Origin of the sequence: Xanthomonas sp. MUS 060 (assembly GCF_000963215.1) — a bacterium.
GTDB lineage: Bacteria > Pseudomonadota > Gammaproteobacteria > Xanthomonadales > Xanthomonadaceae > Xanthomonas_A.
In genome coordinates this window covers 253,556-268,353 of sequence record NZ_JZIM01000004.1, presented here as the reverse complement: position 1 = coordinate 268,353, position 14,798 = coordinate 253,556, and the positions used below count along the sequence as shown (strand labels likewise).

Genomic DNA, 14,798 nt, shown 5'->3' with positions numbered 1-14,798 from the left:
ACCGTGGTTACAGGTTACCCTCCCTCTTTGCATGCAAGCTCATCTCCCATGAATGCAACCGATTACTCTCCCCCACGCTGGTTGCGCAATCCCCACCTGCAATCGGTGCTGGGGTCCAGCCTGTTGCGCGTGCGTCGTGGCGAACAATTGCTTGTCGCCAGCGGTGCGATCACCACCTCGCATATCCTCGATGGCGGCGATGGCGTGCGCCTGCAGGGCTGGTTGAGCGTGCCGGCCGATGCCGCCCCGCTCGGCACAGTGTTGCTGTTGCACGGTTGGGAAGGCAGTGCCGATTCGAGCTACATGTTTTTGACCGCCGCACAGATGGTTGCCCGTGGTTACCAGGTGTTTCGACTCAATTTCCGCGATCACGGCGATACCCACCACCTCAACGTGGACCTGTTCCATTCCGATCGTCTGGACGAGGTGTTCAATGCCGCCTGCGATCTATGGCGGCGTTTCCCGGCACCGATGCTGTTGGTCGCTGGCTATTCGCTTGGCGGCAATTTCGCATTGCGTCTGGCCTTGCGCGCACCGGTGGCCGGCTTGCCGCTGCAACGCGTGGCTGCGGTGTGTCCGTTGCTGGATCCGGCTGCCGCCATGCAGCGCGTCGAGAACGGCCCGCAGTTCTACGATTGGTATTTCCGCCGGAATTGGCGCGGATCGCTGATGCGCAAGCGCGAACTGTTTCCGGACCAACATGGTTACGACGATGCCACTCTGGCGCTGGACATGCGCGGATTGATGGGGTGGCTGGCGCAGCGGCACGCGGGTTTCGCCAGCCTGGATGCGTATTTCGATAGCTACAGCATTGCTGGCGAGCGTCTATTGGGCCTGCACGTACCGGCCGACATTCTGATGGCCGAGGACGATCCGGTGATTCCCCTGGACGATTTCCGCAGTTTGCGCCTGCCGGCCTTGGCGCGGCTGGAGATTGCGCGCTGGGGTGGGCATTGCGGTTTCATCGAAAACGCCCGTGGTGACGGTTTCGCCGAGCGGTGGGTGGCCGAGCGCCTGACCCAGGGGCTGGTGACGTCCTAAATCCTGCACCGCCGCGTCGCTGCGGATTGGCCGGGCACCCCCGCTACAATGTGGGTTTGTCTTCAGCCAGAGCACCATGCACGAGTCCATTCTCGACGCCCTACGCCGCCAGGACACCGCCGATGCCCTGCGTCTTGCCCAGGCCTGGGCGGCACAAGCCGCCGACGATGCACAAGCGCAGCGCTGGTTGGCGCTGGCGCGGCAGCAGCATGGTGATACCGCCGAGGCCCTGGACAGCATCGACCGGGCGATTGCGCTGGCGCCGGAAGATGCGCAATTGCATCTGCTGCGCGCCAGCATGTTGGTGGGTGCCAACGACATGGCCCAGGCCGAAGTCGCATTGGCACAGACCGCGGCGCTGGATCCCAACGCGTTCATGGCCTACATCATGCGCGGGCATCTGGCCCTGGGCCGTGGCGACCTGGACGAAGTGGAGCGGTTGAGTCGCACCGCCGCGCGGTTGCAGCCGGAGCATCCGCAGTTGCTCGGGTTGGACGGCATGCTGGCGCTGCGCCGTGGCGAGGCCGACCGCGCGCTGGCCTTGCTGTCGCATGCCAGCAATGCCGTGCCGGACGATCCGCGCCTGCTCTACGCGCTGGGCTTTGCTTATCTGGACAAACAGCATCTGGCCTTCGCCGAGACGGCGTTCCGCCGGGTCGCCACACTCACTCCTGGGACCAGTGTGCCGATGATGGCGCTGGTCGCGCAGCTCGCGCATCGTCAGGGCCGCCTCGAGGATGCCATTGCCGCGCTGGAAACGGTGCTGGCCGATCCTGCCGGCGATACCGCCAACATGCGCCGCCTGGCCGGCGAATACGCCTTGCAGGCCGACCGACCGGCGCAGGCGCTGGAGCATCTGCGTCCGGCCCTGGCTGCGGCTCCGGCCGATCGCCGCACACTGCACGCGGCGCTGATTGCCTGGCAGCGTCTGGGCACGCTCGACGAGGCGCGCGCGACCCTTGAAGCGGCGCTGACCAGCACGACCGACGCCCATGACCTGTGGTTGGCACGGCTGGCGCTGGAGCCGGTGGGCGGTGCCGAGGCACGTGCGCTGATCGCGCGCTGGCAGGCCGCCATGCCCGCACACGTGCCGGCGTTGGAGGCACAAATGCGGGTGCACGACATGGCCGGCGAGCGCGACCAAGGCGAGGCGGTGGCCCAGCGTATCGTGGCGCTAGAGCCGGGTCGGATCAGCGGCGAGGAGCGGCTGGTCGAGGCGATGCTGGAACGCGGCGAACACGCGGCGGCCATCGATCACGTGTGCGGCTTGATGCAGCGTCTGCCTGAGCAGAACCGGACCATTCTGCGGCCGTGGCTGGCGGCGGTGCAGGATGCCGCTGGTCGCGTCGAGGATGCGCTGGCGACCTGGCTGGCATTCCAGCAGGAACAACAAGCGCACCGTTTGCCGTTGCCGCCGCTGGGCCAGGAGGCGCTGTCGCCCTGGCCGCCGCTGGCCACGGTCCAGGCGCACACGCAGGCACGGCCGTTGTTTGTCTGGGGCGCGCCCGGCAGCGGCGTGGAACGAGTGATTACGGTGTTGGGTGCGGCCAGTCCGGTGCTGCGTGGCGACCGTTTCGGCGCCCAGCCGCCCAGCGATGGCTTGCAGCGCTACCGCAGTGTCGGCGAACTCGATAGTGGCGCGCTGGACGGCGCGGCGCTGGTCGCCGAGTGGCGCGCGCAGTTGCCGGCGCGCGGCATTGGCGATGGCAACATCGTCGACTGGTTGCTGTGGTGGGACAACGCCTTGCTGCGGGCGCTGCGCCCGCATCTGCCGGAAGGGCGGTTGCTGATCGTGCTGCGCGACCCGCGCGATATGCTGCTGGACTGGCTGGCCAATGGTGCCCCGGCACCGCTGCAACTGGTCTCGCCGCAGGTCGGTGCGCGCTGGCTGGCGGCGGTGCTGGAGCAGATCGCCACGCTGCATGCGCAGGACCTGTACCCGCACCGGCTACTGCGGCTGGACGGCATCGAGACCGATCCGGCCGCTGTGGCCGCAGCCCTGGAGCAAGCGTTCGGTGTCGCCTTTCCGACCGTGCCCACGCTCGGCCCACCGCGTCTGGCCGCCGGCCACTGGCGCGCCTATGCGGAGCCGCTGGCTGCCGCGTTCGCCCTGCTCACGCCCGTTGCGGTGCGCCTGGGCTACCCTGAAACCTGATTTCCCACGGAGCTTCCCGTATGCGCCTTCGCAGTGACAGCTTGCAGCCCGGCCAACTGCTTGCCGCGACCTATGCGATGGGGCAGCCCGACGGTTTCGGCGGCAATCGCAATCCGCATCTGGCTTGGGACGAGGTACCGTCTACGACCCGCTCGTTCGCCCTGTTGTGCATCGATCCGGACGTACCGACCGTGGCCGAGATGGTCGGCCGCGCCGATGTGCGGATTCCGGTCGAGCAGCCGCGCACGGAATTCATCCATTGGGTCATGGTGGATCTGCCGGCGGATGCGCGCGCGATTGCCGAAGGCAGCGCCAGCGACGGCGTGGTGGTCAAGGGCAAACAGCAACCGCCCGGCCTGGAGGGCGCGCGGCAGGGACTGAACAGCTACACCGACTGGTTCGCCGGCGACGCGGCGATGGGCGGCGACTATTACGGCTACGACGGCCCGTATCCGCCGGCCAACGATCTGCGCGTGCATCGTTATTTCTTTCGCCTGTTCGCGCTGGACGTCGCCCGACTCGATCTACCGGCGCGCTTTACTGGCGCCGACGCGCTGCGCGCGATGCAGGGTCACGTGGTGGCCGAAGCCACTGTGTACGGCACCTACAGCCTCAATCCCGCCTTGGCTTGAATCGCTTACCTTTCGGAACAGGGATTGGGGCAAGGGCGAGCCGGATCGCCCGTGCCATCACGCTGCCGGCAGCCATAGCAGCAGCGCCGTGCCCAGCGCGATGCGATACGCCGCGAAGGCGGTGAACCGGTGCGATTTGATGTAGCCCAACAGCCACCTCACCACCATGAAGCCGGTCACCAGCGCCGCGGCGAAGGCGATGCTCACGTCGCCCCAGTTCTCGCTGCCCAGCGCGCCGTGCTTGTACAGTTCCAGGAAGGAGTAGGCGCTGGCCGCGAACATGGTCGGGATTCCGAGCAGGAAAGCAAAATCGGCTGCGGCCGAGCGCTTGCTCAGGCCAAGCAGCATCGCCAGGAAGATCGTCGCCGCCGAGCGTGAGGTGCCGGGGAACACGCCGGCCACCACTTGTGCCAGGCCGACCGCGATGGCTACTTTCCAAGTGACCGTCTCGCGCTCGGGCAGTCGGCTTGCGATCTGCTCGGCCACCAGCATCCACACGCCACCGATCACCAGCGCCCAGGCCACCGGATGCACGCTCTCCGGCAACTGCCAGCCAGCCTTGCGCACCGTCAAGCCGACCACGGCAGTGACCAGGAATGCCGCGCTCAGCTTGAACACATAGTCGCGGTTGGCGCGGTCCCCCAGGCCGGTTGCCAGTGCCCACAGCCGCTGCCGGTACACCAGTGTGGTCGCCAGGATTGAGCCGGCCTGAATGACGATGTTGAAGAAGTCCGAGCGGTGGCCGAGCCATTGCTCGGCGATCAGCAGGTGCCCGGTGCTGGAGACAGGCAGGAATTCGGTCAGGCCTTCGATGATGCCCAACAACAGGGCGGACAGCGGGTCGCTCATGGAGGAGATTGGCTCAATGGGATGGGGGCAGGAGATGTACGCAAGGATAGAGCATTGAATTGCGCACCACAGTGGTGCTTTTCATGGCAATTGCATCGCAATGGTGCGGAATGCCTGCGCCATCTGCGTGCATGCCCTGTAAATTCAATGGCTTGTGAAGTCTACGAAGTTGGCATGTGGATTGCTCATAATTTCTCGTGCCATTCATAAACTGAGGTTGTATCTGATGTCTGCGGAAACTATTGAGAAGCTGGTTAAGGACAACAAGATCGAGTTCGTCGACTTGCGCTTCGTCGACATGCGCGGCGTGCAGCAGCACGTCACGTTCCCGGTCAGCATCATCGAGCCGGCACTGTTCGAAGAGGGCAAGATGTTCGACGGCAGCTCGATCGCCGGCTGGAAGGGCATCAATGAGTCGGACATGGTCCTGCTGCCGGACGCTGACACGGCTTTCCTCGACCCGTTCATGGCCGACCCGACCCTGGTGCTGACCTGCGACATCCTTGATCCGGCGACCATGCATAGCTATGCGCGCGATCCGCGCGGCGTGGCCAAGCGCGCCGAGGCTTATTTGAAGTCCAGCGGTATCGCCGATCAGGCGTTCTTCGGCCCGGAGCCGGAATTCTTCATCTTCGACGGCGTGCGTTTCGGCAACGACATGGGCCACACCTTCTTCAAGATCGATTCCGAGGAAGCGGCGTGGAGCAGCGGCAGCAAGATCGAAGGCGGTAACAGCGGTTATCGTCCGGCGGTCAAGGGTGGCTACTTCCCGGTGCCGCCGACCGACTCGCTGCAGGACCTGCGCGCGGAAATGTGCAAGACCCTGGAGCAGGTCGGCATCGAAGTCGAGGTGCACCACCACGAGGTTGCCACCGCTGGTCAGTGTGAAATCGGCACCAAGTTCAACTCGCTGGTGAAGAAGGCCGACGAGCTGATGATGATGAAGTACATCATCAAGAACGTCGCCTATCGCAACGGCAAGACCGTGACCTTCATGCCCAAGCCGATCGTCGGCGACAACGGCTCGGGCATGCACGTGCACCAGTCGCTTGCCAAGGGCGGCGTCAACCTGTTCTCCGGCGACGGCTATGGCGGCCTGTCGCAGATGGCGTTGTGGTACATCGGCGGCATTTTCAAGCATGCCAAGGCGATCAATGCCTTCACCAACTCCGGTACCAACAGCTACAAGCGTCTGGTCCCCGGCTTCGAAGCACCGGTGATGCTGGCCTACTCGGCGCGCAACCGCTCGGCCTCGTGCCGCATCCCGTGGGTGTCCAACCCGAAGGCCCGCCGCATCGAAATCCGCTTCCCGGATCCGCTGCAGTCCGGCTACCTGACCTTCGCCGCGCTGATGATGGCCGGCCTGGACGGCATCAAGAACCAGATCGACCCGGGCGCGCCCAGCGACAAGGATCTGTACGACCTGCCGCCTGAGGAAGAGAAGAAAATCCCGCAGGTCTGCTCGAGCCTGGATCAGGCGCTGGAAGCGCTGGATGCCGACCGTGAGTTCCTCAAGGCTGGCGGCGTGTTCACCGACGACTTCATCGATGGCTACATCGCGCTGAAGATGCAGGAAGTGACCAAGTTCCGTGCCGCGACTCACCCACTGGAATATCAGCTGTATTACGCCAACTGAGTTGCATGCGCAGCGACGGCGAAGGTTTCTTCCTTCGTCATCGCCGCTGCTGGTCCGGCTGGGGAGCCGGGCCAGTGGCTCGCGCTAGTCATCAGACTTTCGGCGGATAGAGCAGGGGTATCCACGCAATACCGCGCTTGCGTGCCGTGGGCCACGTTCCCTCCCACGTTGCCGCTACCGTCGCACTTCACAAGGGTGTGTCGCGTCGCGGCGTGATTCACGGAATGCTTCGCGCAGCAGTACTCGCGCCGTTCGCGGCGCGCACCACGTGCCACGCGCCGGACAGCGTTCGGCGGTTGTTTCCTTCCATCAACGGGATATGCGCATGAAACTGATCACCGCCATCATCCGGCCATTCAAGCTCGACGAGGTCCGCGAGGCCTTGTCGCAGGCGGGTGTGTCCGGCATCACCGTCACCGAGGTCAAGGGCTTCGGTCGGCAGAAGGGTCATACCGAGTTGTACCGCGGCGCCGAATACGTCGTCGACTTCCTGCCCAAGATCAAGATCGAGACAGTGGTGACCGACGAACACCTGGAGGCCGTGGTCGAGGCGATCCAGGCCGCCGCCGGGACCGGCAAGATCGGCGACGGCAAGATCTTTGTCACCGCGATCGAGCAGGTCGTCCGTATCCGTACCGGCGAGATCGGCGCCGATGCGCTCTAATCCCATCCTGGAACCCTTGATCATGAAGACAGGTTTGTTCTCCGGGTGGAAGTCCCGGTTTTATGCGGCGTGCATGCTGATCCTGGTTGGCGCGATGACGGCGAGTGTGCCGGGCAGCGTATTCGCTCAGGCGCAGATCACGCCGGTGTCCACGGCGAATGTGGAGACCGAGCAACTGACGCCGCCGCCCGCGCCGGCCACCGCTGCCACGCCCGCCGCCGCGCCGGTGGTGGACAAGGGCGACGTCGCCTGGATGTTGACCTCCACCTTGCTGGTGCTGCTGATGGTGGTGCCGGGCTTGGCCCTGTTCTACGGCGGGATGGTGCGCGCCAAGAACGTGTTGTCGGTGCTGATCCAGGTCGGTGTGGTGTTCTGCCTGATCGCGGTGCTGTGGGTGGTGTACGGCTACAGCTTGGCCTTCGCCGATGGCGGCGCGTTCATTGGAACGCTCAACAAGGCTCTGCTGACCGGAGTGGATACCACCACGCTGGCCGATACGTTCTCCAAGGGCTTCAAGCTGCCTGAGTATGTGTTCGTCGCGTTCCAGCTGACCTTCGCTGGCATCACCGGCGCGCTGATCGTCGGCGCTTTCGCCGAGCGGGTGAAGTTCGCCGCCGTGTTGTTGTTTGTCGTCATCTGGTTCACTGCCGGCTACCTGCCGCTGGCGCATATGGTGTGGTCGACGCCGGGCTTCCTGTTCGGCAAGGGGGCGCTGGACTTCGCTGGCGGCACCGTGGTCCACATCAATGCGGGCGTGGCCGGCTTGGTCGGCTCCTACTTCGTCGGCAAGCGTCTGGGGTTCGGTCATGCCGCGATGAAGCCGCACAACGTCACTCTGACTTTCGTCGGTGCGTCGTTGTTGTGGGTGGGCTGGTTCGGCTTCAATGCCGGTTCGGCGTTGGAAGCCAATGCCATCGCCGCGCTGGCGTTCCTCAATACGCTGCTGGCGACCGCTGCCGCGGTGTTGGCCTGGTCGTTGACCGAGAAGGTGGTCAAGGGCAAGTCCTCGGCATTGGGCGTTGCCTCGGGCATGGTGGCCGGCCTGGTCGGCATCACCCCGGCGGCTGGTACGGTGGGACCGTTCGGCGCGATTGCCATCGGTGCCGCCGCTGGCGTCATCTGCGTGTGGGGCGTCACCGGGCTGAAAAAGCTGCTCAACGCCGATGACACGCTGGACGTGTTCGGTGTGCATGGTGTCGGCGGCATTGTCGGTGCGCTTTTGACTGGCGTGTTCACCGACAAGGCGCTGGGTGGCACCGGTTACGCCACAGGGGTGACCATGGGCCACCAAGTGCTGGTGCAGGCTACCGGCGTCGGCCTGACCGTGCTGTGGATCGGCATCGTCTCCGTGGTGGGTTTCCTTGTCGCCAAGGCGGTGTTTGGCCTGCGGGTGTCGGAAGACGCCGAGCGCCAGGGTCTGGACATCACCTCGCACGGCGAATCGGCCTACGAGTCCTGAGCATCACCGGCTCGCGACCTCATGGTCCCGGGACTCGGAACTGTATAGGTGCGGCCGGCGTTTTCGCCGGCCCGCACGACCCGAGGCCTTCACGACGGACGCTCCCTGGGGCGTAAGGATGCCCGTGTTCCCAGCGATCGAGGTATTTGCCGTGGATGCTCGCTTCGCCCGTTTCTGTTTTTTTCGTGGTCTCGCCGCTGGCGCAGTCTGGTGTGCGGGCAAGGCAACGGTGCAATCGGACCGCTGTGTGGCCGGTTATCCAGCGAGCGTCGGGTCGAGCGTTTATTTTTGCACTATATTGGTGCGATGACGATGAGCGCCGCGCCGCCCCCGCTTTCCGCCCTCATCACCCCGGTCGTCTGGGCGGATGCCGACGGTCTCCTGCGCGGCGCCAACCCCGCGTTCACGCGCTGGCTCGGGGTCAGTGTGCGTCGCTTGCTCGACCAGCCGCTGGCTTCGCTGGAACTGCAGGGCGACGCGCTGGCGCGGTTCCTGCGCAACGACGAGCGCGATGTGTTGCGCCTGCATCGCATGGCCTTGGCTATCCCTGGCGAGGCGCCGCGCTTCGCCGAGGGGTGGTTGTCGCGGCTGGACGATGGCGGCTGGCTACTGGAGGCGCATCCAGTCGATGAGTTTCCCACCCTGGACCCGGCGCAAGTCTTGCCCAGTGCGTTGAGCGCCGCACTGAAAGGCTTGGCCCACGAACTGCGCAATCCATTGGCCGGGCTCAAGGGCGCGGCGCAGTTGCTGGCGCGACGCGCGCAACACCGTGAGGAGGACGAACACGAACTGATCGAATTGATCGGAGCGGAGATCGAGCGTCTCAATAGTTTGCTCGACCAGTTGTTGTCGCCGGCGCCAGCGCGGCCGCATGCCATGCTCAACATCCACGCGGTGCTCGAACGTGTATTGCGCCTTGCCGAGTCGGAGGGTGGTTGGTCGGTGCGCCTGCAGCGCGATTACGATCCCAGTATTCCCGAGTTCCTTGGCGATGCCGACCGTCTCACCCAGGCGGTGTGGAATCTGGTGCGCAACGCGATCCAGGCCGGTGCCGCACAGGTCACTTTGCGCACCCGTGTCGAACACGGCCAGCGCATTCGCGACCGCGTGCATTCGCTCGGCCTGCGCCTTGACATCGTCGACGACGGTCGTGGCGTGCCCGAGGAATTGGCCGAACATCTGTTCCTGCCGCTGGTCAGCGGCCGTGCCGAAGGTAGCGGGTTGGGTTTGGCGCTGGCGCAGCAGGTGGCGCGTGAACATGCTGGTTTGTTGAGTTTCCGCTCCCGCCCCGGGCACACCGTGTTCACCCTGTTACTGCCGCAAGCCGCTGCGGACACCGATTAGGAGCACTGCGATGACCGATTCCCTACACGGAACGCAACGCATCTGGGTGGTCGACGATGACCGCTCCGTCCGCTTCGTGTTGTCCACCGCGCTGCGTGATGCAGGCTATAGCGTGGACAGTTTCGACAGCGCCATCGCCGCCTTGCAGGCATTGGTGGAACGCTCGCCTCCGGATCTGCTATTCACCGATGTCCGCATGCCCGGTGACGATGGCCTGGTGTTGCTGGACAAACTCAAAGCCGCGCATCCGCAGTTGCCGGTGATCGTGATGTCCGCCTATACCGATGTGGCCAGCACCGCTGGTGCGTTCCGCGGCGGTGCCCACGAATTCCTGTCCAAGCCGTTCGACCTGGACGATGCGGTGGCACTGGCCGCGCGCGCCTTACCCGAGTCCAGCGCCAGCGTCGTGGCCACGCCGCCGGCCTCCGCGCAGGGCAGTGCCGAACTAATCGGCGACACTCCGGCGATGCGCGCGTTGTTCCGTGCCATCGGTCGCCTGGCGCAAGCGCCGTTGTCGGTGTTGATCAACGGCGAGACTGGCACTGGTAAGGAACTGGTCGCACACGCGCTGCACAACGAGTCGCCGCGTGCGCGCAAACCGTTCGTCGCGCTCAACACTGCGGCGATTCCGACCGAGCTGCTGGAGAGCGAACTGTTCGGCCACGAAGCTGGCGCTTTCACCGGCGCGCAGCGGCGTCACATCGGCCGCTTCGAACAGGCCGATGGCGGTACCTTGTTTCTCGACGAAATCGGCGACATGCCACTGCCGTTGCAGACGCGCTTGCTGCGCGTGCTGGCCGAGAACGAATTCTTCCGTGTTGGTGGCCGCGAGTTGATCCGCGTGGACGTGCGGGTGATCGCTGCGACCCACCAGGATCTGGAAGCGTTGGTCGAACAGGGCCGTTTCTCGAGCGTCTCAATAGTTTGCTCGACCAGTTGTTGTCGCCGGCGCCAGCGCGGCCGCATGCCATGCTCAACATCCACGCGGTGCTCGAACGTGTATTGCGCCTTGCCGAGTCGGAGGGTGGTTGGTCGGTGCGCCTGCAGCGCGATTACGATCCCAGTATTCCCGAGTTCCTTGGCGATGCCGACCGTCTCACCCAGGCGGTGTGGAATCTGGTGCGCAACGCGATCCAGGCCGGTGCCGCACAGGTCACTTTGCGCACCCGTGTCGAACACGGCCAGCGCATTCGCGACCGCGTGCATTCGCTCGGCCTGCGCCTTGACATCGTCGACGACGGTCGTGGCGTGCCCGAGGAATTGGCCGAACATCTGTTCCTGCCGCTGGTCAGCGGCCGTGCCGAAGGTAGCGGGTTGGGTTTGGCGCTGGCGCAGCAGGTGGCGCGTGAACATGCTGGTTTGTTGAGTTTCCGCTCCCGCCCCGGGCACACCGTGTTCACCCTGTTACTGCCGCAAGCCGCTGCGGACACCGATTAGGAGCACTGCGATGACCGATTCCCTACACGGAACGCAACGCATCTGGGTGGTCGACGATGACCGCTCCGTCCGCTTCGTGTTGTCCACCGCGCTGCGTGATGCAGGCTATAGCGTGGACAGTTTCGACAGCGCCATCGCCGCCTTGCAGGCATTGGTGGAACGCTCGCCTCCGGATCTGCTATTCACCGATGTCCGCATGCCCGGTGACGATGGCCTGGTGTTGCTGGACAAACTCAAAGCCGCGCATCCGCAGTTGCCGGTGATCGTGATGTCCGCCTATACCGATGTGGCCAGCACCGCTGGTGCGTTCCGCGGCGGTGCCCACGAATTCCTGTCCAAGCCGTTCGACCTGGACGATGCGGTGGCACTGGCCGCGCGCGCCTTACCCGAGTCCAGCGCCAGCGTCGTGGCCACGCCGCCGGCCTCCGCGCAGGGCAGTGCCGAACTAATCGGCGACACTCCGGCGATGCGCGCGTTGTTCCGTGCCATCGGTCGCCTGGCGCAAGCGCCGTTGTCGGTGTTGATCAACGGCGAGACTGGCACTGGTAAGGAACTGGTCGCACACGCGCTGCACAACGAGTCGCCGCGTGCGCGCAAACCGTTCGTCGCGCTCAACACTGCGGCGATTCCGACCGAGCTGCTGGAGAGCGAACTGTTCGGCCACGAAGCTGGCGCTTTCACCGGCGCGCAGCGGCGTCACATCGGCCGCTTCGAACAGGCCGATGGCGGTACCTTGTTTCTCGACGAAATCGGCGACATGCCACTGCCGTTGCAGACGCGCTTGCTGCGCGTGCTGGCCGAGAACGAATTCTTCCGTGTTGGTGGCCGCGAGTTGATCCGCGTGGACGTGCGGGTGATCGCTGCGACCCACCAGGATCTGGAAGCGTTGGTCGAACAGGGCCGTTTCCGCGCCGATCTGTTGCATCGTCTGGATGTGGTGCGTCTGCAACTGCCGCCGTTACGCGAGCGGCGCACCGACGTGCCACAACTGGCCGAGAATTTTTTGGCGATGGCCGCACGCAAGCTCGACACACCACCCAAGCGGCTGTCGCCGGCCGCATTGGCCTCGTTGCGCGACTATGCCTGGCCGGGCAACGTGCGCGAACTGGAGAACGTGTGCTGGCGTTTGGCCGCGCTGGCTCCGGCTGAGGTGATCGATGCGCACGATGTCGATAGCGCGTTGCTGCGCGGTGGCCGTCGCGAGCGCAGCGTTGACAGCGGCGAGTGGGAGACACAATTGTCGGCCTGGGCGCAGCAGCGCCTGTCCGATGGTGCCGAGGGCCTGCATGCCGAAGCGCGCGAACGCTTCGACAAGGCGCTGCTGGAAGTCGCCCTGCGCTTCACGCATGGCCGTCGCGCCGAAGCCGCCGCACGCCTGGGCGTGGGCCGCAATACCGTGACCCGTAAGCTCGGCCCGGGCCGGCACCGGCGCTGAAACGGCTTGCCTGATTGCTCGCAACGGGTGCACAGGTGCACATCTGTGGCAATGACGTTGAAGCGGACCTGTTTTGGCAAAAGAGCGCATGTATGCGCGCGACGTTATGGCGGTGTCGCATCGGCGATCCGTCGCCGCGCAAGGCGTAGCGAGGCGACGCCACTTCGAGTGCCGGTTAGACTGGCGTGCCGCGCGGCTTTCATGTGGTTTGCACGGTGGCCTTTTTCTCTATTGCATACAGGAGTCGATGCCGATGCGTTGTGGATTACATGGTCTCGTCGGAAGCGGGTTGTTGATGTTGGCTGCGTGCAGTAGTAAGCCGCACTCAGCGCCATCCCATCCGCCTTCCAAGGCCACGACGCTGCCCAGCGTCGGTACCGTGCAACAGGCGCAGGCGGTGTTGGCACCTGCCTCCGGCAGTCTGGTGAGTGGCAAGCTGTCGTTGGTCGCGGCGCCCGGTGGTGTGCGCATCACCGGTACGCTCGGTGGCTTGCAGCCAAACTATACCGTTGCTTTCCATCTGCATGAGCGTGGCGATTGCAGTGCGGCTGACGCAAGCAGTGCCGGTGGCGATTTCAATCTGCTCGACGCTGCGCAAGGACGGTCCAGCAAGGGTCCGCGCCATGCCGGCGAGATCGATCACCTCACCGTCAATGCCGAGGGTACCGTTCAGATCGATGTGCTGCTGCGCGGCATTGTGCTCGGCGGCGGCGCGGCCAACGACATCGTGGGCCGTGCGCTGATCGTGCATACGGATCCTGACGACAACCGCGGCCAGCCGGCTGGCAATTCCGATGTGCGCGTGTCCTGCGGGGTGATCACGGTGCTGCGTTGATCGGCACAGCGTGGCGTGTTCCCACCCTGGCGAGCCTGGATCCTGCAACGAAGCGACGAGGGAGAGCGGCTGTACGTCTTCCCCCTCGGTTCTGCTTTCTCGTGCCGATGCGCAACAAGCACGGTTGCTAGTGACACGATGACGCATGCGTCGATGCGGTCTGCATGCACTGGAAAGACGGATGCGCAAACCCGTTCGTATTTTGTTGCCAGGAGGATCCATCGCACGTCAGGTACTGACGGCGAAGTGTTTGCTGGACGGCGTTTTTCCGCGACAACTGGTCGCCATTACACACTGGGATGCGTCGTCATCCGGTGCGGTGCAGCTTGCCGCTGTCTGGTCAGGACTCCAGTGCCTGCCTGGCGTCGTGGCCGCTCCCGCAGTGCACGTACAGCACAGGCATGCCGTGGGCTTCCAGCACGGCGGCCAGTTGCCGCTGACGTGCTAGATACTGCTCGTAAATTCGCTGCAGGCGGTCGCAGTCCTGATGGTCGTAGGCATAGTGTGCACACCAGCCGGCTGGGTCGAACAGGGCCATGCGCACCTCGCCACCGCGATAACACAGCAGCGGCTCGGGCGGGCTTTCCAGCCATTGTTCTTGTTCCGGCGCCAGCAACGCAGTCTCGATCAGTGGCCACAGCGCGGCAAGCCCCTGATGCTCGTACTGCATCGACATCATGGCCGCCAGATCGTTCACGGTCAGGTAGCGAGCATGCTCGATCTGCGCGCCGAAGCCCTGCTGCATCAGCAGCGCCGTGTCCGCTTGCGCCATGCCTTGCGCCAGCAGCACGTCTTCCAACGTCTCGGCCACCGGCTGTACGACGGCCGTCGGTCCGCTGAGCAGGAACGGCACCACGCGCAGTGCAGCTCCGCGGAGCGTGGCATCGGCCTGGAACGGTAACGGCACGCTGCCGTCGGCATCGGCGCCGAATGCGAGCAGGCGTGGACCGTCGTCACGTCCTGGCGCGCGTGCGCGCAGTTCGTCCAGACGCCGGTGCACTGGCCAGCCCGGTCGTAACACCTCGGCTGGATCGAAGTGCGCGCCGGCCAAGCTCAGGTCCAGTTCGCGTACCGCAGGTACCAACTGTGCGAGATCGCGGCCGATCTTTTCCGCCAACTCGGCGGTGAGTGCATGCGGCAATGCTGCATGCGCCGGTTCGCGCCCGGAAGACAGTTCAAGGGCGATCACACCACAGACATTGTTGCTGGCGAGGATTTGGCTCATGGTTGGCGGTTGGCCTGTCGCGGACGCATAGCTACACTCGCTTCATTATGCCTGCGCTAACGTGGAGGCGATCTTACCGACTTCCT

General features: G+C 64.9%; 11 protein-coding genes and 2 pseudogenes. 11 read left to right on the top strand and 2 right to left on the bottom strand.

Features of this window, described 5'->3' with window-relative positions; all coding sequences use genetic code 11:
- Nucleotides 1-48: 48 nt before the first annotated feature.
- The 3 genes from XANALMUS060_RS07160 (at nt 49) to XANALMUS060_RS07150 (ending at nt 3,828) form a co-directional block, all read left to right on the top strand.
- A complete protein-coding gene (locus XANALMUS060_RS07160; protein ID WP_045728763.1) occupies nt 49-1,041 on the top strand; it encodes an alpha/beta fold hydrolase in 993 nt (330 codons plus the stop codon).
- A 76-nt stretch (nt 1,042-1,117) separates the two neighbouring features.
- Entirely contained in the window at nt 1,118-3,196 is a 2,079-nt protein-coding gene (locus XANALMUS060_RS07155) for a tetratricopeptide repeat protein (protein ID WP_045737761.1), read from the top strand.
- 20 nt (nt 3,197-3,216) lie between these two features.
- Complete coding sequence (locus XANALMUS060_RS07150; protein WP_045737760.1) at nt 3,217-3,828, top strand: YbhB/YbcL family Raf kinase inhibitor-like protein; 612 nt, start codon at nt 3,217-3,219, stop codon at nt 3,826-3,828.
- A gap of 57 nt (nt 3,829-3,885) precedes the next feature.
- Here XANALMUS060_RS07150 and XANALMUS060_RS07145 read toward each other — a convergent pair whose 3' ends face one another.
- Nucleotides 3,886-4,677: an undecaprenyl-diphosphate phosphatase gene (locus tag XANALMUS060_RS07145; protein WP_045728760.1), complete on the bottom strand. Its 792-nt coding sequence runs from the start codon at nt 4,675-4,677 to the stop codon at nt 3,886-3,888.
- Nucleotides 4,678-4,903: 226 nt separating this feature from the next.
- Here XANALMUS060_RS07145 and glnA point away from each other — a divergent pair, with 226 nt between their 5' ends.
- The 8 genes and pseudogenes from glnA (at nt 4,904) to XANALMUS060_RS07105 (ending at nt 13,487) form a co-directional block, all read left to right on the top strand.
- Complete coding sequence (glnA, locus tag XANALMUS060_RS07140) at nt 4,904-6,313, top strand: type I glutamate--ammonia ligase (RefSeq protein ID WP_045737817.1); 1,410 nt, start codon at nt 4,904-4,906, stop codon at nt 6,311-6,313.
- A 325-nt stretch (nt 6,314-6,638) separates the two neighbouring features.
- Nucleotides 6,639-6,977, top strand: a complete 339-nt coding sequence (locus tag XANALMUS060_RS07135) for a P-II family nitrogen regulator (RefSeq protein ID WP_012917562.1) — start codon at nt 6,639-6,641, stop codon at nt 6,975-6,977.
- 22 nt (nt 6,978-6,999) lie between these two features.
- Complete coding sequence (gene amt, locus XANALMUS060_RS07130; protein WP_045737759.1) at nt 7,000-8,436, top strand: ammonium transporter; 1,437 nt, start codon at nt 7,000-7,002, stop codon at nt 8,434-8,436.
- 306 nt (nt 8,437-8,742) lie between these two features.
- Nucleotides 8,743-9,780, top strand: coding sequence for an ATP-binding protein (locus tag XANALMUS060_RS07125; protein ID WP_045737816.1), 1,038 nt, complete (start codon nt 8,743-8,745; stop codon nt 9,778-9,780).
- Nucleotides 9,781-9,790: 10 nt separating this feature from the next.
- Nucleotides 9,791-10,687: pseudogene (locus tag XANALMUS060_RS18395) on the top strand (sigma 54-interacting transcriptional regulator); the annotation flags it as partial.
- Nucleotides 10,687-11,217, top strand: a pseudogene (locus XANALMUS060_RS07115) (ATP-binding protein); the annotation flags it as partial. The pseudogenes XANALMUS060_RS18395 and XANALMUS060_RS07115, both read left to right, overlap by 1 nt.
- Nucleotides 11,218-11,227: 10 nt before the next feature.
- A complete protein-coding gene (ntrC, locus tag XANALMUS060_RS07110; RefSeq protein ID WP_045737757.1) occupies nt 11,228-12,652 on the top strand; it encodes a nitrogen regulation protein NR(I) in 1,425 nt (474 codons plus the stop codon).
- A gap of 253 nt (nt 12,653-12,905) precedes the next feature.
- Nucleotides 12,906-13,487, top strand: coding sequence for a superoxide dismutase family protein (locus tag XANALMUS060_RS07105; RefSeq protein ID WP_045737814.1), 582 nt, complete (start codon nt 12,906-12,908; stop codon nt 13,485-13,487).
- Nucleotides 13,488-13,827: 340 nt separating this feature from the next.
- On the opposite strand, the gene XANALMUS060_RS07100 is transcribed toward XANALMUS060_RS07105, so the two are convergent.
- The gene (locus tag XANALMUS060_RS07100; protein ID WP_045737756.1) at nt 13,828-14,712 is read right to left on the bottom strand and encodes a hypothetical protein; all 885 of its coding nucleotides are present in this window, start codon (nt 14,710-14,712) and stop codon (nt 13,828-13,830) included.
- Nucleotides 14,713-14,798 lie beyond the last annotated feature (86 nt).

Coding starts and splice junctions, on each gene's coding strand:
- XANALMUS060_RS07125 (WP_045737816.1), top strand. CDS start 8,743: ATGACGATGAGCGCCGCGCCGCCCCCGCTTTCCGCCCTCATCACCCCG.
- XANALMUS060_RS07150 (WP_045737760.1), top strand. CDS start 3,217: ATGCGCCTTCGCAGTGACAGCTTGCAGCCCGGCCAACTGCTTGCCGCG.
- XANALMUS060_RS07155 (WP_045737761.1), top strand. CDS start 1,118: ATGCACGAGTCCATTCTCGACGCCCTACGCCGCCAGGACACCGCCGAT.
- glnA (WP_045737817.1), top strand. CDS start 4,904: ATGTCTGCGGAAACTATTGAGAAGCTGGTTAAGGACAACAAGATCGAG.
- XANALMUS060_RS07145 (WP_045728760.1), bottom strand. CDS start 4,677: ATGAGCGACCCGCTGTCCGCCCTGTTGTTGGGCATCATCGAAGGCCTG.
- amt (WP_045737759.1), top strand. CDS start 7,000: ATGAAGACAGGTTTGTTCTCCGGGTGGAAGTCCCGGTTTTATGCGGCG.
- XANALMUS060_RS07105 (WP_045737814.1), top strand. CDS start 12,906: ATGCGTTGTGGATTACATGGTCTCGTCGGAAGCGGGTTGTTGATGTTG.
- XANALMUS060_RS07135 (WP_012917562.1), top strand. CDS start 6,639: ATGAAACTGATCACCGCCATCATCCGGCCATTCAAGCTCGACGAGGTC.
- ntrC (WP_045737757.1), top strand. CDS start 11,228: ATGACCGATTCCCTACACGGAACGCAACGCATCTGGGTGGTCGACGAT.
- XANALMUS060_RS07160 (WP_045728763.1), top strand. CDS start 49: ATGAATGCAACCGATTACTCTCCCCCACGCTGGTTGCGCAATCCCCAC.
- XANALMUS060_RS07100 (WP_045737756.1), bottom strand. CDS start 14,712: ATGAGCCAAATCCTCGCCAGCAACAATGTCTGTGGTGTGATCGCCCTT.